Annotated in this window: 16 protein-coding genes; 1 reads left to right on the forward strand and 15 read right to left on the reverse strand. The window is 67.5% G+C overall.

Annotation, left to right across the window (positions count from 1 at the left end):
- Positions 1-8: 8 nt before the first annotated feature.
- The 14 genes from CJ177_RS19620 to glf all read right to left on the reverse strand — a co-directional run bounded on the left by CJ177_RS19620 (position 9) and on the right by glf (position 22,663).
- Positions 9-1,553, reverse strand: coding sequence for an acyl-CoA carboxylase subunit beta (locus CJ177_RS19620; RefSeq protein WP_005248832.1), 1,545 nt, complete (start codon positions 1,551-1,553; stop codon positions 9-11).
- The gene (gene pks13, locus CJ177_RS19625; RefSeq protein WP_095868404.1) at positions 1,550-6,559 is read right to left on the reverse strand and encodes a polyketide synthase Pks13; all 5,010 of its coding nucleotides are present in this window, start codon (positions 6,557-6,559) and stop codon (positions 1,550-1,552) included. Before pks13 ends, CJ177_RS19620 begins: the two co-directional genes overlap by 4 nt.
- Before the next feature lie 31 nt (positions 6,560-6,590).
- Positions 6,591-8,486: a long-chain-fatty-acid--AMP ligase FadD32 gene (fadD32, locus tag CJ177_RS19630; protein WP_025431657.1), complete on the reverse strand. Its 1,896-nt coding sequence runs from the start codon at positions 8,484-8,486 to the stop codon at positions 6,591-6,593.
- A 187-nt stretch (positions 8,487-8,673) separates the two neighbouring features.
- A complete protein-coding gene (locus tag CJ177_RS19635; protein ID WP_005248835.1) occupies positions 8,674-9,663 on the reverse strand; it encodes an LLM class F420-dependent oxidoreductase in 990 nt (329 codons plus the stop codon).
- Positions 9,664-9,857: 194 nt separating this feature from the next.
- Positions 9,858-10,838 carry a cutinase family protein gene (locus CJ177_RS19640; RefSeq protein ID WP_005248836.1) on the reverse strand — a complete coding sequence of 327 codons (981 nt, stop codon included), beginning with the start codon at positions 10,836-10,838 and terminating at the stop codon, positions 9,858-9,860.
- A 6-nt stretch (positions 10,839-10,844) separates the two neighbouring features.
- Positions 10,845-11,420 (reverse strand): DUF732 domain-containing protein, encoded by a 576-nt coding sequence (locus tag CJ177_RS19645; protein WP_025431654.1) that lies wholly within the window; start codon positions 11,418-11,420, stop codon positions 10,845-10,847.
- A gap of 126 nt (positions 11,421-11,546) precedes the next feature.
- Positions 11,547-13,451 (reverse strand): alpha/beta hydrolase-fold protein, encoded by a 1,905-nt coding sequence (locus CJ177_RS19650; RefSeq protein WP_005248838.1) that lies wholly within the window; start codon positions 13,449-13,451, stop codon positions 11,547-11,549.
- Positions 13,452-13,581: 130 nt separating this feature from the next.
- On the reverse strand, positions 13,582-14,577 hold the full coding sequence (locus tag CJ177_RS19655) for an alpha/beta hydrolase family protein (protein WP_005248839.1): 996 nt from the start codon (positions 14,575-14,577) through the stop codon (positions 13,582-13,584).
- Positions 14,578-14,863: 286 nt separating this feature from the next.
- Positions 14,864-15,874 carry an alpha/beta hydrolase family protein gene (locus CJ177_RS19660; protein WP_005248840.1) on the reverse strand — a complete coding sequence of 337 codons (1,011 nt, stop codon included), beginning with the start codon at positions 15,872-15,874 and terminating at the stop codon, positions 14,864-14,866.
- Positions 15,875-16,210: 336 nt separating this feature from the next.
- Positions 16,211-18,130 carry a flagellar motor control protein ZomB gene (gene zomB / locus CJ177_RS19665; RefSeq protein WP_095868405.1) on the reverse strand — a complete coding sequence of 640 codons (1,920 nt, stop codon included), beginning with the start codon at positions 18,128-18,130 and terminating at the stop codon, positions 16,211-16,213.
- A 1-nt stretch (position 18,131) separates the two neighbouring features.
- Entirely contained in the window at positions 18,132-19,037 is a 906-nt protein-coding gene (locus CJ177_RS19670) for a decaprenyl-phosphate phosphoribosyltransferase (protein WP_005248842.1), read from the reverse strand.
- Complete coding sequence (locus tag CJ177_RS19675) at positions 19,034-19,552, reverse strand: phosphatase PAP2 family protein (protein ID WP_005248843.1); 519 nt, start codon at positions 19,550-19,552, stop codon at positions 19,034-19,036. The genes CJ177_RS19670 and CJ177_RS19675 overlap by 4 nt, the downstream gene beginning before the upstream one ends.
- Complete coding sequence (locus CJ177_RS19680; RefSeq protein WP_005248844.1) at positions 19,533-21,449, reverse strand: glycosyltransferase; 1,917 nt, start codon at positions 21,447-21,449, stop codon at positions 19,533-19,535. Before CJ177_RS19680 ends, CJ177_RS19675 begins: the two co-directional genes overlap by 20 nt.
- Positions 21,446-22,663, reverse strand: coding sequence for a UDP-galactopyranose mutase (gene glf / locus CJ177_RS19685; RefSeq protein WP_005248845.1), 1,218 nt, complete (start codon positions 22,661-22,663; stop codon positions 21,446-21,448). The genes CJ177_RS19680 and glf overlap by 4 nt, the downstream gene beginning before the upstream one ends.
- A 147-nt stretch (positions 22,664-22,810) precedes the next feature.
- Between glf and CJ177_RS19690 the strand changes: the two genes are divergently transcribed.
- The gene (locus CJ177_RS19690) at positions 22,811-23,935 is read left to right on the forward strand and encodes a glycosyltransferase (protein ID WP_005248846.1); all 1,125 of its coding nucleotides are present in this window, start codon (positions 22,811-22,813) and stop codon (positions 23,933-23,935) included.
- Here the strand turns inward: CJ177_RS19690 and CJ177_RS19695 are convergent.
- Entirely contained in the window at positions 23,932-25,506 is a 1,575-nt protein-coding gene (locus tag CJ177_RS19695; RefSeq protein ID WP_005248847.1) for a SpoIID/LytB domain-containing protein, read from the reverse strand. The two genes, CJ177_RS19690 and CJ177_RS19695, sit on opposite strands and share 4 nt — an antisense overlap.
- Positions 25,507-25,648 lie beyond the last annotated feature (142 nt).

Consider the following 25,648-nt stretch of genomic DNA (forward strand, 5'->3'; position numbering starts at 1 on the left):
GTGGCGACCTACAGGGGCATCAGGTCGTGCTTGCGCGGGTTGCGCTGCACCTTCTTGTCGCGCAGCATCGTCAGCGCCTTACGGATCTCGAGCCGGGTGGTGGCAGGCTCGATGACGGCGTCGATGTAGCCACGCTCCGCCGCGATGTACGGCGTCGCGATGTTCTCGTTGTAGAAGTTGATCAGCTGCCTGCGGACCGCGGGAGCGTTCTCGCCCGCGGCCTCGATCTGCCTGCGCCCGATGAGGTCGACAGCACCCTCCGCGCCCATCACCGCGATGCGGGCGGTCGGCCACGCGAAGTTGATGTCGGCGCCCAGCTGCTTCGAGCCCATGACGGCGTACGCGCCGCCGTACGCCTTGCGGATCACGACCGTCACCTTCGGCACCGTCGCCGTCACGAACGCGAAGATGAACCGGCCACCACGCTTGATGACGCCGATCCGCTCCTGCTCGAGGCCGGGAAGGAACCCGGGCGTGTCGACCGCGAACACCAGCGGGATGTCGAAGGCGTCGCAGATACGGATGAAATGTGCGGCCTTGTCCGAGGCCTGCGCGTCCAGCGCGCCCGCCGCGACCAGCGGCTGGTTCGCGATCACCCCGACCGTGCGCCCGTCCACGCGGGCGAAGCCGGTGATGATGTTCAGCGCCACCTGCCCGCCGATCTCGTGGAACTCACCGTCGTCGAAGATCCGCAGCAGGATGTCGTGCATGTCGTAGCCGGCGTTGTCGGCGTCCGGGATGAACGTGTCGAGGTCGCGGTCGGAGTCCGTGATCTCCGGTTCGAGACCCGGGTTGACCACCGGCGGCTTCTCCATGCAACTCGACGGCAGGAAGCTGAGGTACTTGCGCACCCACTCGAACGCGGCCTTCTCGTCGGCAGCCACATGGTGCAGGTTGCCGTACTGGGCCTGGTTCCGGGCGCCACCGAGTTCCTCGAGGCTGACGTCCTCACCGGTGATCTTCCGGACCACGTCGGGTCCGGTGACGAACATGTACGACTCCTCGGTGGCCACCAGGACGTCGGTGTTGATCGGCGCGTAGACCGCGCCGCCCGCGCACTTGCCGAGGATCATCGAGATCTGCGGGCACATGCCCGACAGCGGTTCCTGCCGACGGCCGAGCTCCGCGTACCAGGCCAGCGACGTCACCGCGTCCTGCACCCGGGCACCGCCCGAGTCGTTGATGCCGACGCAGGGGCAGCCGATCTTGGCGGCGAACTCCATGATCGCGGCGACCTTGCGGCCGAACATCTCGCCGACGGAACCGCCGAACACGGTCTGATCGTGCGAGAACACCGCGACCGGGCGTCCCTCGACGGTCCCGTGGCCCGTGACGACGCCGTCGCTGTACAGGGCATTGGGATCACCGGGCTGGCGCATCAGGCCGCCGACCTCGATGAAACTTCCCGGGTCGAGCAGCATGTCGATGCGTTCGCGCGCGCTCGGAATACCCTTCTTCGCGCGCTTGGCGATAGCCTGTTCGCCCGCGGGTTCCTTTGCCGTTTCGAGCTTTTCGCGCAGTTCGGCAAGCTTCTCTGCGGTCGTGGTGGTCACTGATGCGCTCCGGTTCCGGCGGCCTGGATCGCCGCCAGCTTCTTGGTGAGGTCGGCACCGACCTTCGCGATGTACGGCTCGTCGACGATCTGGATGTGGTCGCCACCCACGTGGATGATCTCCAGGTTCTTCACCGCGTCGCCCCAGCCGCCGTCCGGCTTCCGGGTCTTGAACGCGGGCTCCAGGTTCATCACGTCGTCGTGGTAGCGGTCGGCCATGTACAGGACGACGTCGCCGTCGTACTGCTCCAGCTCGGCGGTCTGGATCGCCCGGTTGTCGAGCCACGACGTGCGCTGGTGCTCGATGATTCCACCCGGAATCTTCGTACCACTCAGCTTGAGCAGTTCCGTCAGGATCTTGATCTGCTCTTCGTCGCTCTCCGCCGCAGCGAGCTTGTCGTACGGCAGCGGGTAGTCCACGTTGTACGTCTTCTTCGCGAACGCGGCGTACCGCTGCCAGCGCTTACGGATCTCGTCGGGGGTGTCCTCGACCTTCTCCCCGGCCATCACCGTGTCGATCAGGCCGACGATCCGAACGTCCGCGCCCGACTCACGCAGCAGCTTCGCCACCGCGTAGGCCAGCACACCGCCGAGCGACCAGCCGTACAGCACGTACGGTCCGTCACCCTGGATCTCACGGATCAGCGGCAGGTACTCGGCCGCCCGGACCTCGATCGGACCCTCGGTGCGCTCGAACCCGTACATCGGCGTGCCCTCGGGCAGACGCTTCAGCAGCGGCTCGTACGCGACCGTCGAACCACCGGCCGGGTGGAACACGAACACGGGGACGGCGTCGGATCCTTCCGGGCGGGGCCGCAGCGCGCGGACCAACCCGTCGATCTTGCCGGAATCCTCGAGGAATCCGCGCACCACGTTGGCCAGTTCCTCGATGGTGGTGGAGTCGAGGACGTCGTCGAACGTGATCTCACCGTTCGCGCGTTCCGACAACCGAGCCGCCAGCTTCTCCGCCGTCTCGTCGTTCAGGATCGGCAGCGTGTTGAAGATTCCCTTCGCGGACTCGCCGGTGACGACGGCCCACGTGGCGAACGTCAGACGCTCGGCGGCGTCGCGCGGCGGAACGTCGGAACCTGTTGCGTCGGCGAACGCTTCCTTGCTGTCCACGGCGGCTGCCTCGGGAGCAGCGGCCGTCTCCGGGACCGGGGTGGCCGCGAGGATCGCCTCGGCCTCGGCTTCCACGGACGTGTCCTCGGCGTCGAGCGGGGAGCCGGAAGCCTCGGATTCACGAGCGGCCTCCGCGTCACGGTCGGCCTCCGCGGCCTCCTCCGCTTCCTTCTCGGCCTTCTGCTTGTCTGCCAGCGCCTGCACCTCTTCGCGGTTCTCGACCGCGTAACGCAGGTACTTGCCGACCTCCATCAGATTCGCGTCCCGGACCGCCTGCAGCTGCAACTGCGGGATATCGAACTCGTACTCGACGCGGTTCTTGATGCGGACCGCCATCAGCGAGTCGAGGCCCAGCTCGATCAGCGGGATCTCGGCGGGCAGGTCTTCCGGGGCGTAGCCCATCGACTCGGCGACGATCAGCGCCAGACGGTCTTCGAGGGTCTGCGACCCGTTCGGGTCCCACTTCTCGCCGATGTCCTCGACGACCTCGGGCAGCTCCTCCACCGGGGAGGTCGACTGCACCGGCGGCGCGACGACGGGTTCGGGCAGCGCCGCACCGGACGTGACGGCGGCATCGAACAGCAGCGTGAAACTCGGGCCGCTCTTCGCGTGCACCTGCAGCGACGCGCCACCCGGATGCGGGTTGAGCGTCGTGGTGAGCGTTCCCTCCGCGGGAGCGTGGGCGTGCAGAACGGACGCGGCGAGCGTCACGTCCGACAACACCTGCGACGCGGCGGCGGTGACCAGTGCCGGCAGGTCGGTGACCGCGCCGGCCTGGACCTCCCACACGTGGCGGCCGTCGGGCAGCGACACGTGCGCACCGGGGACACGGGTGTTGCCGCTGGAATCGATGCGGGTCTCCACCCAGTACGGCTTGCGGATCCACGCAGTGCGCGGAACGGACGCGAAGTCACCCTCGGGGAGCAGCGACGACAGGTCGACGGCGTGCCCGTGCACGTACAGCTGGGCGAGCGCGGCGAGGACACCGAGCGGCTCGTCCTCCTTGCGCTTGAGCGTCTGGATGAGCTGCATGTCGTGCAGGCCGGCGTCGAACGCGGTGGCGGCCACCGACATCAGGGCCACCGGGTTGGGCGCCAACTCCACGAACGTGGTGTGCCCGCTGCCCACGGCGAGGCGGACGGCGTTGGTGAAGTACACACTGTGGCGCAGACCCTTGGTCCAGTACTCCTCGCGGTGGATCGGCTCGTGGCCGGCGCGGTAGTACGTGTCCTGGTCGACCGAGGAGTACACGCCCAGCTTCAGCTTGGTCGGCTCGATGCCCGCCAGTTCCGCGGCCAGCTCGCCCAGAAGCGGATCGACCTGGGAGGTGTGGCTGGCACCCTTCGTCTTGAGGACGCGGGCCATCTTCTCTTCGCCCTCGGCGCGCGCGACGATGGCGTTGACCTCGGGCTCGGGGCCACCGATCACGGTGTGCGTCGGGGCCGCGTACACGCAGACCTCGAGGTGCGGGAAGTCGGTGAGGACGGTCTCGATCTCGGACGCGCTGTACTCGACGAGCGCCATCAGACGGATGTCGTCGCCCTCGAGCGTGGCCTCGGCCTCGCCCATGAGGCGGGACCGGGCGCAGATCACCCGCACCGCGTCCTCGAGCGGCAGACCACCCGAGATGTACGCAGCGGCAGCCTCGCCCATCGAGTGTCCGACCACGGCCTCGGGCTCGGCGCCGTGGTGACGCAGCAGGGCGGCCAGACCGATCTGGATGGTGAAGATGCCGACCTGGGAGGTCTCGACGTCGTAGTCGATCGCGTCGTCGAGGAACTTCTCCTTCATGGAGTAGCCGGCCTCGTCCTCGATCAGCGCGTCGACCTCGTCGATGGCGGCGGCGAACACCGGGTTCTCCAGGTAGAGCTGCTTGGCCATCTTGCGGTGCTGCGAACCGAAGCCCGACAGGACCCAGACGGCGCCCTTCGACGACGGCGAATCCGCCGAGAACACACCCTGCCCGGGCTTTCCGGCGGCGATGGCGCGCAGCCCGGTGACGGCCTCGGAGCGGGTCTTCGCCAGGACGACGGCACGCGAGCGGCCGTGGTTGCGGCGGGCGAGAGCGCGCGCGACGTCGGCGAGCGGAGTGGTGCTGCCCTCTTCGGTCTCCAGCCAGTCGGCCAGATCGGCGGCGGCCCGGCGGCGACGCGACGGCAAAGCGCCGGACACCGCGAGCACGACCGTCGGCTCGACGGCCTCGGACACCGATTCCTCGGTGGAAACAGCGGGCTCGGTGACCTCGGCCGCGTCGTCCGCGGCAGGTCCGGTGTACTCACGCACGACGATGTGCGCGTTGGTGCCACCAAAGCCGAACCCGGACACGCCGGCGACGGCCGTGCCGGTGTAGCGCGGCCACGCCGCACCCTCGGGAATGACCTGCAGATGCGCCTTGTCGAACGCGATGTACGGGTTGGGTCCGGCGAAGTTCAGCGTCGGCGGAAGCGTGTCCTCCCGCATCGACAGCACGACCTTGATCAGACCCGCGGCGCCTGCGGCGGCCTCGAGGTGACCGAAGTTGGTCTTGGCCGAGCCGAGCAGCGCAGGCTTGTCGTCGGCGCGGCCACGACCGACGACGCGTCCGAGCGCATCGGCCTCGATGGGGTCGCCGAGGATGGTGCCGGTGCCGTGCGCCTCGATGTAGTCGACGCCGGCCGGGTTGATGCCCGCGTCCCGGTACGCGTGCCGCAGGACGTCGGCCTGCGCGTCGGGGTTCGGAGCCGCGAGACCGTTGGAGCGGCCGTCCTGGTTGACCGCGCTACCGGCGATGACGGCGAGGATCTCGTCGCCGTCGCGCTCGGCGTCCTCGAGACGCTTGAGGACGACGAGGCCGCCGCCCTCGGCGCGGATCATGCCGTCGGCGTCGGAGGAGAACGCCTTGATGCGGCCGTTGGGGGCCATCACACCCAGCTGGTCGAAGCCCAGCGTGGCGGGCGGCGCGACGAGCATGTTGACGCCACCGGCGAGCGCGAGGTCCGACTCACCGGACCGCAGCGAGCGCACCGCCTGGTGCACCGCGACGAGCGACGACGAGCACGCCGTGTCGAGGGCGATGGACGGTCCGCGGAAGTCGTAGAAGTAGGAAACCCGGTTGGCGACGATGGACGTCGACGTACCGGTCAGCGCATACGGGTGCGCGTGGACGGGGTCGCTGACCGCGAGCAACTGGTAGTCGTTGGCCGAGCTGCCGATGAACACACCGACCTGCTCGCCCTTGAGGTCGCTGGCCGGGATGCGGGCGTGCTCGAGGGCTTCCCACGTCAGTTCCATCGCGAGGCGCTGCTGCGGGTCGACGTTCGCGACCTCCAGCGGGGACATCGCGAAGAACTCCGCATCGAAGGTCTTCACGTCGTCGAGGTAGCCGCCCTGCGTGTTGGCCTTTTCGACGGCCGCCTTGATCTGCGGGTCGGAGGTGAACTCCTCCCATCGACCCGCGGGCAGGTCGGAGATGCCGTCGCGGCCGTCCGCGAGCATCTGCCACATCTCGGCGGGAGTCTTACCCGCACCGGGGAAGCGGGAGGCCAGACCCACGATCGCGATGTCGTGCGCGTCCGACGTCGGCACCGACGCGTAGTACGCGGCGTCCGCCGAGTCGTCGGGCTGCTCAGGTTCGCCCTCGATGATGCGGGTGGCCAGCGACGCGATGGTGGGGTGCTGGTAGGCGACCGTCGCGGTGAGCGTGACGCCGACCAGTTCCTCGATCTCACCGCTGAGCGCGACGGCGTCGCGAGACGACAGACCGAACTCTTCCATCGGACGGTCGTCGGTGATCTGACCGACCGGTTGCCCGGTTGCGTCGGCAATCCAGTTACGCAGCCACTCGCGCAGCTGCGCGACCGTCAGGTCACCTGTGCTGCTGGTCCGGTCATCATCTTTTTCAGCCATCAACTCACCAAGCTACCCGTCAGGAAGTGGACTATTCGGAAACGCTATCGGGGAAGGCCGTCTGCGTGTATCCGCCGCGCAGGGTGCCTTCGATGTAGCTCGCCTTGCACGCGCGGCGGGCGATCTTGCCGCTCGACGTACGAGGAATCGAGCCCGCGGGCACCAGCAGGATGTCGCGCGCGGTGACCCCGTGCCTGCTCGACAACGCCGCCCGCACCGTGTCGGCGATCGGCTGGGGATCGGCCTTGCCCGCACCCGGTGCGCGCTCGGCCACGATCACGAGCTGCTCGGAGGAGTCGCCCGCGTCGTAGTTCAGACCCGAGTGCGTGTTCTCGAACACAACCGCGGGCAGCTGGTTGGCCGGGACCGCGAACGCGGCGACGAAGCCGGGGCGGAGCGCGGTGCTCGCCTCCTGCGCGGAGTACTCGAGGTCCTGCGGGTAATGGTTGCGGCCGTCGACGATCACGAGGTCCTTGACGCGGCCCGTGATGAACAGCTCGCCGTCGATGTAGACGCCGTAGTCGCCGGTCCGCATCCAGTTGGCGTCCTCGGGCGTGCCCTCCGCGTGGCTGCCCTCGGCGAGCCGGTTGGTGAGCTTGTTGTGGAACGTCTCGGCGGTCTCGTCGGTGCGACCCCAGTAGCCGATGCCGATGTTCTCGCCGTGCAGCCAGATCTCTCCGACCCGGTCGTCGGGCTGCTCGATGCGCGACTCCGGGTCGACGATGGCGGCCCACTGGCTGCGCGCGACGTAACCGCAGGACACCTGCGGGATGGCGTTCTCGGCGTCCTGGTCCACCTTCACGACGCGACCGGCGTTGAGCTCGTCGCGATCTACGTAGATGACGCGGGCCTCGTCCGAGTGCCGGGTGGAGGACACGAACAGGGTGGCCTCGGCCATGCCGTACGAGGGCTTGATCGCCGTCTTCGGCAGGCCGTACGGCGCGAATGCCTCGTTGAACTTGCGCATCGACGACGTGGTGACCGGCTCGCTGCCGTTGATGAGACCGATCACGTTGCTCAGATCGAGGCTCTCACCGTTCTTCGGCAGACCGCGGGCGGCCGCGTGCTCGAACGCGAAGTTGGGTGCGGCCGCGAACGTGCCCGCACCGTCGGACACCGCTGCCAGTTCCTTGATCCACCGGTACGGCCGCTGCACGAACGCGCGCGGGCTCATGATGGTGATGTACTTGCCGCCCAGGGCGGGCAGGATGACGGTCAGCAGGCCCATGTCGTGGAACAGCGGCAGCCACGTGACGCCGCGCGAGTTCTCGGTGAGCTCGATGGAGTCGACCATCTGCAGCGCGTTCGTGCCGACGGCGCGGTGCGTGATCTCCACACCGGCGGGCACACGGGTGGAACCGGACGTGTACTGCAGGTACGCGATGTCGTCGAGATCGATCTCGGGGCGCACCCAGGACTCGCCGACGCTGTCGGGGATGGCGTCGACGGCGATGATGCGGGGGCGCTGGGCGGCGGGGAGGGACCGGAAGAACTGTCGAACACCCGCGGCGGAGGAGGTGGCCGTGAGGATGGCGGCAGGCGTGCAGTCACCGAGGACGGCGTGCAGACGGTCGGTGTGGCCGGGTTCGTCGGGGTCGAACAGCGGCACCGAAATCGTTCCGGCGTGGATGGCGGCGAAGAAGGAGATGACGTAGTCGAGACCCTGCGGCGCCAGGACCGCGACACGATCGCCGGGCTTCGTGACCTGCTGGAGGCGCGCCGCGACGGCGCGCAGGCGGTGGCCGAACTGTTCCCAGGTCAGCTCTTGCGCTTCGCCGTCTCGGTCCCGCGAATAGTCGATGTAGCGGTATGCCAGCTCGTCCGAGTTCTCCCGGGTGTGCCGCTGGACGTAGTCGACCAGCGTGCTTCCCGAGTCGAGCCTGATATGGCCCTTCTCGTCGATAAAATCATCGAACTTCGCGTTCATTCCATCTCCTCCGAAGCGATCACACAGGCATGCCACCGGCATGACTGCGCCCCAGACTTCCTTCGCCGAATCGGATCTTTTACAACTCGTGGGGAATGACGTAACACGCCACTCACCCGAATAAGTTCATCGATTCCAAACCATCGATATGTTACAGATTGGCATCGCCGCCCTCGGTACGCTGCGTCTACTCGCCCTTCAGTTGCGAGATGATCGGCGCGAACGCATCCATCTGTGTGGGGAACACACCGACGTAAGACATTGTCGTCTTTTCTCGCACCATGCGTATCTGATCGGCGATCTCCTCGAAGCTTCCGATCGCGAGATACGGCGAGCTCAGGATGTCTTCCACGGACAGCTTGGTGTCGACCTCGATGTTCGGCGGGAAGCCCTGATCGAGTGCGGCGAGCGCCATCTCGGCGGTCTGCTCACGGTCGTCGGTGATGACGATGGTGGTGATCGTCCAGTTCAGTTCGATGTCGTCGAATCGGTCACCGGCAGCTTCCCGGATCCGGTCGACGCGCTCCATCGTCTTCTCGAGCGTGACACCCGAGAGCAGGAGCTTGCCTTCCTTGCTGGTCGGCGTCGCCACGGAGATGATGTCGGCGTACTTGGCCGCGAGCGCCAGCATCTTGGGGCCGCCGCCGCCGACGGCGATCGGGGGACGCGGGCCCTGCCGCGGTCGCGGGCTGCCCGTCAGGCCCTTGATCTGGTAGTACTTGCCGTCGAAGTTGCACTCCTGGCCGCGCAGCAGCACGTCGAGGATCTGCAGGGTCTCCTCGAGCTTGGCGATCCGGATGCCCGGGCGCTCGTAGTCGATGCCGCCCTTGTCGAACTCTTCCTTCATCCAGCCGGCGCCGATGCCGAGTTCGAGGCGGCCACCCGACAGCACGTCGATGGTGGCGGCGTCCTTGGCGAGGATCGCCGGGTGCCGGAATCCGTTGGCCAGGACGGCGGTGCCGAGCCGGATCTTGTCCGTGGCGATCGCGAGTGCACCGAGCGCGGCGATCGGTCCCACCTGGTTACCCAGGTGGTCGGGGATCATGAAGCTGTCGAACCCGAGCTCCTCGGCCTTCTGCGCGAGCTTGACGAACCGACGCGCGCCGCCCTCGTCCGCGTTGCCCTCTCCGCCTGCCGCGAATCGGAACTTACGCAACGAGCTGGCGTCGGAACTCATGAATAGCTTCTCCTGTGGTGAAACGCCCGCGTTTCAGGACGTGAACATCGGTGGGGTCGGGCACCGGTGATGCCGCAACAGTGCAGCACTCTACCGGTGCCGAGAAACGCACACTACCGGCCAGTACGCGTCTCGCCTATCTGTTTGGGACGTTTCACGGCTCACCGACCACGGTGAACCCACCCGCCACAAAATCAACTGTGTGCCGGGGTCGGGGCGGCCTCGATCTTCTCGGCCGCCCATCCGGCGATCCACTGCGTGGCCGTCGTGCCGGAGTCGTCGACGACGTACGAGTTGTACATCGCGTGGACCGGGTTGTTGTTGTACTCGAGCAGACGCAGACCGCTTCCGATCCAGTTGCTCGGTTTCAACGCCTGCGCCGGGGCGTCGCAGATTCCGTCCGACGGGGCGCAGATCTCGACCGCCCGGTCGGTGAGATCACCGAAACCGCCGGGGCGGGGACCGGTCATCGTGATTCCCGGGATCTGCAGACCGGCCAGCGACAGTTCGGCGCCGACACCGGCGACCGGCTGCCCGACATTCGTGGCGGCGGCCGGGTCGCGGCGACCGTCGGCGATGAGCCCGACACCCAGCACGAGATCGGCCGGAACAGGACCGTCACCTGCACCGATGCTCGACGCGACATCACCGGCGATGACCGCGCCCTGGGAGAAGCCGGTGAGCAGGAAGCTGGTCAGCGGGCACTCGGCGTGACGACGGATCAGGATGTCGTTGGTGGCGGCGGTGCCCGCGCCGCGGCTGTTGTTGTACGACTGCTGCCCGTCCGGCGGGAAGGCGACCGGGTTGGAGAACTGCGCGACGTACGGAACCGTGTACACGTCGGCGCGCGACGACTCGAACTGCTCCTGCAACGGCCGCGACACATTGAGCATCAGCGACGCCGGGTTGGCCGACGGGTTGTACGGGTCGTCGGCGGCGCTGGACTCCCACGTGCCCGGGACGACCACCACCTGGACGTCGGGGCAGCTCGCCGGCTGGGCGTTGGGACGCTCGGGACCGGGCGGGGTCGGGATCGGCTTGGGCAGCCGCCCTGCGAGGAGATACCAGAGCGCGATCACTGCGACGAGAATCACCAGCAGGATCACGATCAGCACCGCCAGCTTGCGCAGGAGGCTGCTCTTCTTCTTCCGCGTTCCGCGCCCGGTCAACGACATCGGCGTCTACTTGCAGTAGGTCGCGTGGGCGACATCCATGTAGGTCTGGGCGTTGGCCGTCGCCTGCTCCTGGGTCAGTTCCTGACCCGCAGCCGACGCCTCGGTGCCGACCATCGCTGTGACGAACACCATCGCTTCGGCGTCGCTCTTGCCTTCGGCCTTGGCCTGGCAGATGAAGTCGGCGGTGCTCACGGCCATGGTCCCGTCGGCGGCCGGCTCGATGCCCTTGGCCTTCAGCGCATCGAGGAACTTCTGACCTTCGGCGCTGACCGGGACCTCGCTGGGGCCGGGGAAGTCGCCCGGAACTTCCTCGGGCTGCTCCGGCGGCGCCGTCGCCGCCTCACCCGGGCTCGTCACCGGCGCGGAGGCCGGGGCCGAGGCGCTCGCGCTGGGCGCGGCGGACGCCGAGCTCTCGGCGGAGCTGGACGCCGCAGCGGTCGTCGTGGCGCTGGTGGACGGGTTCGACGTCGCCGTGGAATCGTCGCTGCCGCACCCGACCAACAATCCGCTCGCTGCGACGGCGAGCGCGCTTACGGCGATCGCCCGTCGGAAGGTGGTGCTGATACGTGAGTGCTGCGGCATCTATTTCCGTCCTTGCTTTCCAAGTCGTTGTCTCTCGACAGGGTACAGACGCAGATCGGGCGGAACCCTGGTCCGCCGGACCCGGCCCCGCCCGCTGCGTGTGAGATTTCTACTGCGATCCGGCCGTCAGTGAATCTCGGCCTTGTTGTCGATCACTGTGACGTAACCGGTCTGGAAGTTCTGCTGGACGCCGCCGGGGATGGCGAACTTGTCGCTGATCGGGAAGCCGAGCCGGCCGCCCTCGTAGCCGGCACTCTTCCAGGCGTCGAAGATCGGTCCGTTCTCGACGGCCCACGCACCCGACAGCGGGCTCCAGTAGATGTTGCCGCCCTCGAACTGGTTGAACCGGCCGCCGTCCTTGACCGCGATCTCGCTGGTCTTCGGGAATCCGAGCCACCCGCCCTCGTAACCGAGTTCGGCGTACTTGCCCATGATCATTCCCTGCACGCGGTGTGTTCCGTTCGCGGGACTGAAGTACATGGCGCCGATCTCGAAGCCCTGCACCGCGCCGTCCTTGCCTGGCGTCGGAACTTCCTCGGCCACCGGGTATCCGAGCGGTCCGCCCTCCCAGCCCTGACGTGCCCACTCGTCGCGGATCGCGCCGCGGACGGCGTGCGCCCCGGTCTGCGGCGACCAGTAGACGGACCCGTGCTCGAAGTGGTTGAAGCGGCCGCGACCGTCGGGGGTGGCCAATTCGGGCGTCGTCGGGTAGCCGAGCGGCCCACCCGGACCACCGGTCGCCTGATAGACGCCGCCGATGGCGCCGGCCACCGGCTGCGCACCGGTGTCGGACTTGGCAAAGATCCGGCCGTTGCGGAAGTCCTGCACAGTTCCGCCCGCGAGGCTGTACTCGGGGGTCAGGCAGTCGCCGATCCACGGGTTCGCGCCGGCGACCCCGGCGATGGAACCGCCTGTGGCGCACACCGGCTTGTCGGGTTCGACGTCGACGGCGCCGGCCAGCTGCGGCCACAGCTGGTGGAGCTCGAACTGCCAGTACGGCCACGAGTGTGTACCGGACGGCCGGTAGTTGACCTGGGCGGGGATGCCCAGCTTGTTGAGCTTGGTCGCGAAGGTCTGGGACGTGAGCCGAGAGAGGATCTCGAGCCCCATACCGGCGTAATTGGTGCTGACGCCGGGGATTCCGGACGGCTGGTCGTACGGGCCGGTGGTTCCGCTACCGCTGGAGATGTAGAGGCTGACGCCCTTGAGCTTGTCGGCCAGCAGGTAGGGGTCGTGCTCCTCCCACGCCGAGCTGGTCGGGGGACCCCACATCGCGTCCGCGTCGAATCCACCTGCGTCGCTCATCGCGTACGCGACGGCCTGCGGCATGCCGAGCGCGGTGGTGGTGAGCATGCCGGACAGCGACGCGGCGAACTTGAAGAATCCCTGGTTGCGGGCCGCGAGGAACATCGCGGACGTGCCGCCCATCGAGAGTCCGATGACGCCACGTGTCTGCGTGGTGCGCCAGTCGCTTTCGAGGATCGGGGGCAGTTCCTTCGTGAGGAACGTCTCCCACTGGTAGTTCTGGCCGTTGTCCTGGGCCACCCAGTCGGAGTAGAAGCTGGACTGGCCGCCGACCGGGAGGACGACGTTGATGTTCTTGTCGGCGAAGAACGACTCGGCGTCGGTCTCGAGTGTCCAGCCGTTCTCGTTGTCCTGCGCGCGGAGACCGTCGAGCATGTAGACGGACGGGAACTTCTCCGTCGGCTTCGAGTTCCAGTCGCGCGCAAGCAGCATCTGCACCTGGATGGGCACGCCCATCGACGGAGAGTTGATCCAGATCGCCACGCGACGGTCGGTGAGCCAGTCGACGTGATGGATCGTCGCGCCGCCCGGGGCCTGCGTGGCCACCGGAGCCTGCGCGGCGACGGGCGCCGCATGGGCGACCGGCGCAGCCGAGACGGTGGCGGTCTGGGTGAACCCGACCGCCACCGGCACCACGAGCACAGCGGCAAGCGAGGCCAGCGTCCGCCTTCGAACATTTCCGGCCGACGAACGCTGACGTTCTGCCTTGAACAGGCCTACTCGCATGACGTCACTCTCTCTCTGCGCGTCGAGGCCAACACGGAGCACGGCCTCGCGTTCCGGTTCTTTCTACACGCAAACGACAGACGAGTGGGAGTGCCGCGCTGTTACAGCTGGTGCAATTGTTACTTCCGAGCTACCCGATCGTGTTGCCGAGGTCGCCGGCCAGATCGTGGATCTGCTGCTGCCAGTAACGCCACGTGTGGATGCCGCGGGGCGGGAAGCTGTAGGTGACGTTCTTCGCGCCGAGGGTCGCCATCTTGACCTGGAAGGCACGGGTGTTCGCCAGCGACAGCGCCTCGAGGCTCGCACCGGTGCTCGCGTTGAAGACGTCCATGAATCCGGTCGGCGCGGCTCCGCCGGGGGCGGGGATGCCGTTGGCGGCCGACACCCACAGGCGGGTGTTGTTGTCGCGAAGCTTGTTCGCGAACACGAACGGGTCGTTACGCAGCCACGCCGGGTTCCACGGCGGGCCCCACATCGCGTCGACGTTGTAGCGGCCGGCGTCGAGCATCGCGATGCGGATGGCCTCACGCATGCCGGGAGCCGAGATGTTCAGGTAACCGGACAGCGAGCCCGCGTAGTTGAACTGATCGGGGTGGTAGGCGGCGAGGGTCAGGGCGGCGCTGCCACCCATCGACAGGCCGATGACGCCGTTGCGGGTGGACTGGAACCCGAGGCGGTTCGCCAGTGCGTCGCGAAGTTCCTGCGTGAGGAACGTCTCCCACTTGTACGGGGTCTTCTGGCCGTTGAGGTTCGAGTTCGAGATCCAGTCGGAGTAGAAGCTGGACTGCCCGCCGACCGGCTGGACGACGTTGATGTTCTGCGAGGCGAGGAACGGGCCCGCGTCGGTGTTGACCTCCCAGCCGCTCAGGTCGTCCTGCGCGCGCAGACCGTCGAGCAGGTAGACGACCCGGTTGGTGTTGCCGTCGGCGGCCCGCCAGACGCGGCTCTTGATCGGTCCCATGGCGGAATCGACCCAGAAGTCCTGCGCGGCGGGATCGAAGGCGGCGGATGCGGTTGCGCCGCCGCCCACCATGGTCACGCCCAGCGGCAGTGCGACCGCCAGAGCAATTGCGGCGGCAGTACGCCTGGCCCATCCGCTTGTTCTCGTCGAACCCCCAACACGCATGAACTCGTCTTCCCTCCGCTTGATCCGTCTCGCGCCGCGGCCGCGGCAACCTCTCGATAACTCTCGTGAAAATCTCACGTACAGACGCCACCCGCGCAGCGCTCGCTGCGCGGGTGGCGTCTCGACGGGATCACCTTACTGACAAAACGTTCCGTTGTGCACTCCCGGGGGAAGGGAATCCTGGGTTTTCCCTCACGTCCCCGGGCAAGGCCCGGGCGCCCCGGAGCGCACGAGTGCCGCCCCGCCGGAGAGGCGGGGCGGCAGTCGTCACGACGGTGGTGTCAGATCACCAGGCGCCCAGGGTGTCCAGGATCTGGCCGCGTGCCTTCCACAGCTCGGCACCCCAGTACGGCCACGAGTGCGTGCCGTTGGCGGGGAAGTCGAAGGTGGCCGGGACACCGAGGGTGGCCAGACGCACCTGGAAGGCGCGGGTGTTGGCCAGGGCGAGAGCCTCGAGGCCCATGCCGTTGGCGGTGTTGTAGTAGTCGATCGGAGCGCGCGGGTGGTCGAACTCGCCGGGCAGACCGCTGGCAGCCGAGATGAACATCGACAGGCCGTTCAGACGCGGGGCGAACACGAACGGGTCGTTACGCAGCCACGCCGGGTTCCACGGAGGGCCCCACATCGCGTCGACGTTGTAGCGGCCGGCGTCGATCATCGCGACGCGAATCGCCTCACGCATGCCGGGAGCCGAGATGTTCAGGTACCCGGACAGCGAACCGGCGAACTTGAACTGGTCGCGGTGGTACGCGGCGAGGGTCAGGGCGGCACTACCACCCATCGAAAGGCCGAGGACGGCGTTGTTCGTGCGCGAGACACCGTAGTTGGCCAGGAAGTCGGGCAGTTCCTTCGTCAGGAACGTCTCCCACTTGTACGTGACGGGCTGGCCGTTGAAGTTACTCGCCGAGTACCAGTCGGAGTAGAAGCTGGACTCGCCACCGACGGGCATGACCAGGGTCACGTTGTCGTTGCGGTACTGATCGAACGCGTTGGTCTCGAAACTCCACGCGTTGCGGTCGTTGCGGGCGCGCAGTCCGTCGAGCAGATACAGCGCGGCGCTACCGCCGCGGGCTGCCCACTGGACCTGGACCTTGATCGGTCCCATCGAAGAGGGAACCCACAGTTCCTCGTAGCCACCGGCCGGCGCGGTCTTGACGGGACCCGCGTGCGTCGGTGCTGCTGCGGCGACGGCTCCACCAGCGATTCCTGCGCCCACAGGCAGTACCAGTGCGACGGCACCGATGGCCATCGCACGCTGCTTGAGGCGCTGAGACAACCTCGGTCTGGCAAAACGCATGAATACTGCTCACTCTCTTCGTCTGCGGACTCCGCCACTAGGCGGCTCCGGCGGATTCCGTCGGGGAACAGGCGACCTGCCGGCCCGGGCATGAAGCCGGGTCGGCAGCGGACCTCTTCCAAGTCACACTGCGCTCGGTGGACTGTATGTCACACGAACTTCCCTGACAAACGCTCACGGAACGTTTTCCACGGAACTTCCAGACCACCGTCACGATGACTCATCATCGACGTACATCGTCGCCGACAGTTCCAGCGTTACACAAACGAGATCTGATGTTCCGACATCGAGATCTGCCCGGGACGCCCCGGTGACCCACGCCCCGCCCGGTTCGCCCTATTTGGCCGGTTCCGGGAACGGCGGCTCGAGATTGCACCGCTGAATTTCATATGCGGGCACTCGCTCGAATCGGTAACTCGCGAAATGCAGCGCATCCTTGAAATTCTGCTTGAATCGCGGCCACGTCAGTTCCGACCGATACGACGTCAGCAGGTCCTGCGTCTCGGGGCACGTGAGCGCGACCCGCGCCTCGGTCACCCATTCCTCGTCGAGGAATCCGGGCATCCACGGGTGCTTGTCGATCATTCCCGTGTCCACCACGACCCAGTCGGGGTACAGGTTCTTGTCGTGCCCGATACGGCCGTCGTCCAACCGCTCGGTGTGCGCCGCGAGCGGGTAGGCGAGACCCATCTGGTCCAGCACTCGCACGTCGAGGCCGACGTTCATGCTCGTCATGCCGAGGTTCAGGAAGTAGACGGTGTGGCCTGCGCCGCCGTCCGGGATCGGAAGGGGCGGAGGAACGACGAACCAGTACGTGTAGTCGGCGGACGGGATGAGCAGGCCGCCGTCGGGAGTGTCCGAGATGGTCTGGACCATGGCGCGCATCCGCGGGTAGTCCAGATAATCGTCCGCGCGAATCGGGTGCGCATGACCGGTGTTGAGAACGTAGAAGGCGCGTTCGTCGACAATTCCGGAACGTCCGATAACGACACCTTCCGGCATTCCCGTCGTGTTCGACGCGAAAAATGCCCACACGACGGTGCCGACCCACAGGAAAGCCATTGCGAGGAAAATCGACGATTCCCTATTACGCCCCCACGCCGCCCGATCCGGAATTCGCACCGGAATTACGGCGACGGGAACGATGAAACAGAACAGAACGGGGAGAAGAACGCGGCCGTGCATGAAGTCGCCGCCGACGCGCAACGAGTACAGACCGAGGATCAGCCCGCTCGCGAGAATGAAGACGACGACGGCATTCTGCGTCCGCAACCAACCGCGCAGGCGCGTCAGCCGATTCCCTTCGATGTGATGAACACCATCTTCGATGGACTTGTCCCGGCCGCGCCAGGCGATCACGGCGCCGGCGAACAGAAAGACGAGCGGCAGCCACAGCAGGTACGGGCCGAGCAGATTCCAGAGGTAGGCGAAACCCTGCGACCACTTGGCGCCGCCGGCGTCCTTCGACACCGCGGTGTTGGGGTACGGGAGGGCGTAGTAGCCCATGCGCCAGATCTGGTATCCCACCGGAACTATGCCGGCGACGAACACCATCGCCACGCGCACCACCCAGGTGAGACCGGGGGCGAGGAAGATCATGGCCAGCGACAGCACACCCAGGATCGCCAGCTCGGGGCGCACGAGGGGCCCCATGCCCGCGATGAACGAGAGAACGAGCACCGACGTGGTCGACGGGGTGGTGGCCTGACTCCATCGGACCAGCAGCAGCCACAGCAGCGCGATCCAGAAGATGACGAGGCAGCTTTCGAGACCCGACGTCGCGAAGTCGCGGGCCGGGGGCACCGCGATGTAGACGAGCACACCGGCGGGCATCAGGAACAGCGTGCCGCCGCCGGCGAAGGACCCACCGCGGTACAGGCGCGCGGTGCCGAACATGGCGAGCACGATCGCCGCCGTGGACAGGATCAGCGCGATCGTCAGGACGACGTATTCGAGCCGGGCCTGGGAGAGCCAGGTGAACGCGTAGACGATGTACGTCCACGCGGTACTGGTGTTGGCCTCGACACGCTCGCCCGAGTTGAAGACCGGACCGTTGCCTGCGAGGAGGTTGCGGACCGTGCGCAGCACGATCAGACCGTCGTCGGCAATCCATCGCCGTTCCCAGGCACCCCAGAACATCAGGAGAGCCGAGATGGCCACACCCCCGAGGAAGACCACCCTCGAGAGGATGGCCTTCCGGTGGCGTTCGGTGGTCCGCTCCGCGGCGGCGTCCGAGTCCTCGGCGCCTCCTACCAAGTCAGACGAGGTAGACAGCGACACCCACCACTCCGATCCAGGCAATCGCGAGGAGTTGGAGCACGCGGTCGCCCAGCGCGATCTCCTCGGGCTCCCCCGCCTCGCCGCCGTCGACGTCGACGGCGTAACGCAGGATCGCGATGGTGAACGGCACCATCGAGATGGCGTACCAGTTGGTGGCCTTCAGGTCGTCCTGCTGGAACGCCCACAGTCCGTAGCAGAGCACGACCGCGGTGGCGCTGAGCGTCCAGACGAAACGCAGGTACGTCGTGGTGTAGTTCTCGAGGGACTTGCGGATCTTCGCGCCGGTGCGCTCCGCGAGCTGCAGTTCGGCGTACCGCTTACCGGCCGCCATGAACAGCGAACCGAACGCCATGACCAGCAGGAACCACTGCGACAGCGCGATCTCGGCGGCCACACCGCCTGCGATGGCGCGCAGCAGGAACCCGGACGAGACGATGCAGATGTCGAGGACGGCCTGGTGTTTGAGACCGAAGCAGTAGGCCAGCTGGATGCCGATGTAGACGGCCATCACGACCGCCAGCTGCCAGTTGGCGAGGAACGACAGGGCGATGGACCCGCCGAGCAGCACGACCGCCATGCCGAACGCCAGGTTGACGGGCAGCACACCGGCCGCGATGGGGCGGAATCGCTTGGTGGGGTGCGCGCGGTCCGCCTCGACGTCCATCGCGTCGTTGACGAGGTAGATGCCGGACGCTGCCATGCAGAACACCACGAAGGCGAGTGCGACGGGAAGCAGGACGTCGGATTCCGTCGCCGTGCCCGCGGCGACGGGAGCTGCGAGGACCAGGACGTTCTTGACCCACTGACGCGGGCGGACGGCCTTGACGATGCCTGCCGCCAGGGATGTCGGGGGTCCGGTGACGACGGCCGGTTCCTCGCTCATTTCTCTCCAAACTTCTGCTCGGCCTTCAGCACCGCGACCGCAGAGGCGGCCCCCAGGGCAGATCCGGCGAGCACATCGGTCGGGTAGTGCACTCCCAGAACGAGCCGGGAGAGCAGCATCGGCGGTACCAACAACGCAGGCAAGGGTAGCCCGGTGAGACGGCCGAGCAGCACGGCAGCCGCTGTCGTGGACGTCGCGTGCGACGACGGGAAGCTCAATTTGCTGGGCGTCGACACGTTGACCTGGATCGACGGGTCGTTCGGCCGGGGGCGGCGGACGATGCGTTTGATCACGATCGAGGCCGCGTGGGCGCCGACGGCACCCACCGCGACTCCCGCCCACTGCCGGCGACGAGGCTTGTCGAGTGCCGCGCCGATGCCGGCGACGGCCACCCACCCGAGGGCGTGCTCACCGAAGTGCGACATACCCCGGGCGGTCGAGACGACGCCGGGACGGCTCGCGATCGTCGACTGGACGGTGTGCAGGATCTGGATCTCACTGGATGCCGAAGACACGTTCCCACCTCTCCTTACTGGTCAGGGCAGGAACGGCGTCCTGGTACTCGCGCTTGAGTTCGGGGAACCGCTGGGCCAGTTCACGGCGCAGCCGGATCGCTTCCTTCAGCAGCGCGAGCGCCAGCTTGGGGTTGCGCTTGCGGTAGACGACTCCTCGCCCGTCCGCGGTGGTGACGGTGACGCCGTCCACCTGGGACAGCAGGAACCACCGCGCGTCGATGGTGGGCACGTTGAGCTGGGGACGCTCGTGGTGCTGCTCGTGCGCGGGCTTCACGTTGTGGACCAGGCCCTTGCCGAGACGCACGATCTTCGCGAGCGGGTTCGTCGGCAGGCCGACCGCGCCGACTTCCTCACCGGAGGGCAGCGGCAGGCTCGTCGACGACGGCAGCACGACGGCGTCCGGGTACTCCTTGCGCATCGCGTGGACGTTGCCGAGCGCGGTCGGGAGCAGTTCGAAGATGTGCTCGGGGCCCTGCAGGAAGTCGGCGATGGCCTGGTTCTGGATCGCGACGGTCGAGTACTCGAGGCACAGCAGATGCTTGATCGTGGCCTTGACGGTGTTGATCACGAGTCCGCGGCCGTTGCCCGGCATGTGCAGGGCCGCGACGACGAGCCGGTTACGGAGGTGGAAGTACGCCTGCCAGTCGATGGCGTCGTCCTTGTCGCTCCACGCCATGTGCCAGATCGCGGCACCGGGCATGGTCACGGTCGGGTAGCCGGCATCACGGGCACGCAGGCCGTATTCGGCGTCGTCCCATTTGATGAACAGCGGCAGTGGCTGACCGAGTTCCTCGGCGGCCTGCCGCGGGATCATGCACATCCACCAGCCGTTGTAGTCGACGTCGATCCGGCGGTGCAGCAGCCGGGAGTTCTCGCGGTCACTGAGCGGGTACCGGGAGAAGTCGTGGTCGTACTCGACGTTCGGGGCGGCCGTCCACATGAAGATGGACCGGTCGACGACCTCGCCCATCGAGTGCAGGTGACTGCGCTCCTGGAGGTTCAGCATCTGCCCGCCGACGAGCATCGGCGACTTCGCGAACCGCGACATCGCCAGCGCGCGCAGGATCGAGTCGGGTTCGATCTCGATGTCGTCGTCCATGAACAGGATGTGCTGGCAGTCGGTGGTCTTCAGCGCCTCGTACATGATCCGGCTGTAGCCGCCGGACCCGCCGAGGTTCGCCTGGTCGTGGATGGCCAGCCGGTCGCCGAGCGCTTCGGCGGCCTCCGTGAAGCCGGGCTCGTCCTTGACCTTGCGGGTGCCTTGGTCCGGGATGATGACGGCCTTGACCACGTCCATGACGAGCTCGTCGGACGCCAGCGCCGTCAGCGCCTTGACGCAGTCGGTCGGCCGGTTGAACGTGGGGATGCCGACGGCGACGGTGGCCTCACCGGGGGCGTCGACCGGCGCGTACCAGCCGGCGCTCTCCAGCACGACCTCGGTGTCGGTGGTGATGTCGAACCAGATCCAGCCGCCGTCCTCGAACGGGGCGAGTTCGATCTCGAATTCCAGCGCGGCGTCACCGTCCTGGAACTCGCGGCCCTCGACGTGGATGCGCGACGAGTCGGCCTTCGAGCGGTACACGTCGATGCGGCAGTGCCCCGACAGCTCGAGACGCAGCACCACGGAGTTCAGGGTGCTCCACCGGCGCCAGTAGCTGGCCGGGAACGCGTTGAAGTAGGTGCAGAACGACGCCTCCGCCTCGGCGCCGACCGACAGCGAGGTGCGCGACAGCGAATGCGCGCGACGGCTGTTGGTCTTCGCCTCCTCCAGGTAGAGGGTGCGGACGTCGAGCGGCTCGCCGGCACGCGGCAGGATCACCCGCTGCAGCAGCGACTTGCCGAGTAACGGGGCGTCCTCGGTGACCTTCTCGGATTCGAGCAGATGTCGGGCGCTCATTCGGCATCCCCCACCAGGGCCGCACCGGATTCGAAGTGCGGACGCAGGGAGTTGTCGAACATCGACAGCGCGCTGGCGATCGCCATGTGCATGTCCAGGTACTGGTAGGTGCCGAGACGGCCGCCGAACAGAACCTTGTTCGACGCCATCTCCTCCTTCGCGCGGTCGCGGTAGGCGGCGAGCATCGCGCGGTCGTCGGGGGTGTTGATCGGGTAGTACGGCTCGTCCTTGCTCTCCGCGAACCGCGAGAACTCCCGCATGATGACCGTCTTGTCCTTCGGGTAGTCCCGCTCCGGGTGGAAGTGGCGGAACTCGTGGATCCGGGTGAAGGGCACGTCGGCGTCGTTGTAGTTCATGACCGGGGTTCCCTGGAAGTCGCCGGTCTCGAGCACCTCGGTCTCGAAGTCGAGGGTGCGCCAGCCCAGCTCGCCCTCGGAGTAGTCGAAGTAGCGGTCGAGGGGGCCGGTGTAGACGACGGGGGCGTCGGGGCTCTCGGCACGCAGGTCGTCGCGGACGTCGAACCAGTCGGTCTCGAGCCGGACCTCGATCTTCGGGTCCTTCGCCATGTTCTCGAGCCACGCGGTGTAGCCGTCGACGGGCAGGCCCTCGTACGTGTCGTTGAAGTAGCGGTTGTCGAACGTGTACCGCACCGGCAGGCGGGTGATGTTGCCCGCGGGCAGATTCTTGGGGTCCGTCTGCCACTGCTTGGCGGTGTAGTCGCGCACGAACGCCTCGTACAGCGGCCGCCCGATCAGGGAGATCGCCTTCTCCTCCAAGTTGGACGCAGACGCCGAGTCGATCTCGCTGGACTGTTCGGCAATCAGCTTCCGCGCCTCGTCGGGGGTGAAGTAGCGCCCGAAGAACTGCGACACGAGGCCCAGCCCCATCGGGAACTGGTACGCCTGCCCCTTGTGCAGCGCGAACACGCGGTGCTGGTAGTTCGTGAATTCGGTGAACTGGGTGACGTAGTCCCACACTCTCTTGTTCGAGGTGTGGAACAGGTGCGCTCCGTACTTGTGGATTTCGATGCCGGTCTCGGGTTCGGCCTCCGAATAGGCGTTTCCGCCCAGGTGATGACGACGGTCGAGCACCAGCACACGCTTACCCAGCTGTGTTGCTGCACGCTCGGCGACGGTCAGTCCGAAAAATCCGGAGCCGACGACGATGAGGTCGTACCGGCCAGGGGCGGTTGTCTCTGGGGTTGCAGCGGTCACGATGAACCAGGGTAAGCGACTCCGCCGCCCGTGCGCGGCCAAGGGGGGCAAGGACCCCTTCCGCACGCACGAGGAGTTCTCCCTGTATTCACCGGTTCTGCAGACCTCGTTGTTCCCGCCGACGCGGCGATCGCGCTTCATGAGCGGGTGCGCATCGTCCAGCTGGCGAACTTCTACGGACCGCGGTCGGGTGGGCTTCGCACCGCCCTCCACAACTGGGGTCAGGGGTACGTCGAACGCGGGCACGAGGTGGTCCTCGTCGTCCCAGGTCAGCGCGACTGCGAGGAGCTGCTTCCGAGTGGGGTCCTGCGGATCACGCGGTCTGCTCCCACCATCCCCGCGACCGGCGGTTATCGCGTGGTCAATCCGCGGCGGGTGGCCGACGTCGTCAGCGGTCTGCGACCCGACGTCCTGGAGGTGTCCGACCGGCTCACTCTGCGCGGTTTCGGGGGCTGGGCCCGCACCCGCGGGGTACGCAGTGTGGTCGTGTCACACGAACGCCTCGACCGGCTGCTCGGCCAACTCGCTCCGCGCCGCGTGGCCCGCGGCTGGGCCGACGTCGCGAACCGCCGGATGGCCCGCAACTACGACGCCGTCGTCTGCACGACGGACTTCGCGAGCGAGGAGTTCACCCGGATCGGGGCCCCCAACCTGCACCGGGTCCCGCTCGGTGTCGACCTCACGATGTTCCACCCCGGCAAACACGACCAGGTGATGCGCGACTCCTTCGCCGACCCGGCGCAGCGTTTCCTACTGCACTGCGGCCGGCTGTCGGTGGAGAAACAGGTGGAACGGAGCATCGACGCCGTCCGGCTGCTGCGGCGGCAGGGCCACGACGCCCGGCTGGTCATCGCCGGGGACGGCCCGCGGCGCGAGGCGCTGCAGTACCGGGCCCGTGGGCTCCCCGTGCACTTCACCGGGTTCATCAGCGACAAGGGCCGCCTGGCGTCGCTGTTCGCGTCGGCGGACGTGTCGCTGGCGCCCGGACCGCACGAGACGTTCTGCCTGTCGGCGCTCGAGTCGCTGGCGGCGGGCACCCCGGTGGTCGCGTCACAGTCGTCGGCGCTCGCCGAGATCATCACACCCGGCTGCGGCGCCCTGGCCAGGGACCGGGGTCCCGCGTTCGCCGAAGCGGTGAGCGGCATACTCGCGATCCCCTCACACACGCGCCGAGCCTCGGCCCGGCGGCGGGCCGAGGACTTCGGCTGGGGCGAGTCCGTCGACGGGATGCTCGCCGTGTTCGAGGGAACCGGTCCGCTCTGCTCCGTCTAACTGCCGCCCGTCGGTAACCACTCGCGCAGCACGCTGGCGTCGATCACCTGTGCGCCCAGCTTCTCGGTCCAGATGATGGTTCCGTTGGTGTACATCCGGAATTTCCCCGCCTCCGACGGCAGCATCAACTCGGGGCCGATCGGCGCTCCCAGTGTGCTGTTGACCCCGCCGAGTTCCTTGTACTTCTCGGCGATCGGCGAACCCTCGGTGGTGCCGACGGTGTCCTCGTCCTCACCCGCGGACGCGAGGGTGGACTCGGGTTCGGGGGCGGCCGGCGGTGCGGGGACGCCGAGTCCGTCACCGACCGTGAACCAGTCGGACTTGAGCTTCAGCTTCGACCGCGCCTCGGCGCCCGTCGCCTCGGCGGTGCCCGACGATCCGACCACCTTCACACCGGTGACGCGTCCGCCGTCGACTCCGAAGTTGTTGCGGGTGACCACCTCGAACGATTCGAGGTCTCCGACGTTGAACGCGGACGCGATGTCACCCGCGGTGAGGGTCACGGTCCAGTCGTGGTTCGGCGACACGGTGTCGCCCTGGTCCTCGACGGACGGGAACTCGCCGCCCGCGGTGTATCCGCCTGTGGACGAGGAAAATTCGGCGGCGACGGGCTTGTTGTCCTTGGTCAGGATCATGCCCTTGGTGGAACGGACGGCGTCGGTGGTCCGGGGGTCTTCCTTCGCGGAGCCCCCGTACACCTGGCAGCTCTGGGTGTCGCAGGTCTTCGCCCACTCTTCCCGGTTCTCGGCGGCGGCGTAGGAGCGGGCCGCGACGGCCTGCGCCCGAAGCGCCTCGGCCCCACCGGTGTCGGCCCAGCCGGCTTTCGCCTCGGCGGGCACGACGCCCAGGAGGTAGTCGTCCATGTCGAGGACGTTGACGGTGCGGACGGCGGCGCCGTCGAGCGCGACCCCGAGAGCGCCGCGGTAAGGGGTGTCACCGGCGCACAGCTTCAAGTGCTCGTTCGCGGGACGGTCCGGGGCCAGGTCGACCGGGTCCACCCACGGATGGTCGGTGGCGTCCTGCCACAGGACCTCGCCGGCACATCCGCGGGTCACCACGACGTTGGCGCCGCCGTCGGCGGTCGGCGTGAGGTGGACGGCCTCTCCCGGTCCGACGGGCTTGCCGGCGACGACGGCGCCGGCGTCGGAGTAGACGTCGAGCGGCTGATCGTCACGTGCCTGCAGCCGGACGCTGATCTGTGCGTCGGCGAGGGTGCCGAGGGTGGTGCCGCCGTAGTAGTGACCGAGGATGCGCTCGGCCGCCCACCCCTGATCCTTCGCGTATCCGTAGGCACCCCACTGGCCCATCCCGCGGCCGTGGCCGTTGCCGTGCCCGGAGAGCGTGAACGGCGTGTCGGAGGCGACGGTTTCCCGGACGTCCTGACCGGAGGAGCGCAGATGCACGACGACGCCGGTGACGGCGCCGACGACGAGGACGGGTGCGATGCCGAGCGCCGACGCGCGCAGAAGTGTGGCCGTGAATCCGCGCGGGGCGGGACGGCCCGCGATGTACCGCCTCCTGCGGGTCCAGGCAGGCCTACCTGCACGAACCCCGAATTCGGTCTTCGCCATCACTGCACTCCTCATCGCTGAACAACAAGCGCTGAGACGGGGCGTGCACCTCGTCTCAGCGGGTCCGAGAAATTCGGGATAAAGTCTCAATGTAAGGTTGAGCGTTATGGACCTGTGTGACTAGTGTGGCAAGAGTGGTTGG

Origin of the sequence: Rhodococcus sp. ACPA1, from assembly GCF_002300195.1 — a bacterium.
Lineage (GTDB): Bacteria > Actinomycetota > Actinomycetes > Mycobacteriales > Mycobacteriaceae > Rhodococcus_F > Rhodococcus_F opacus.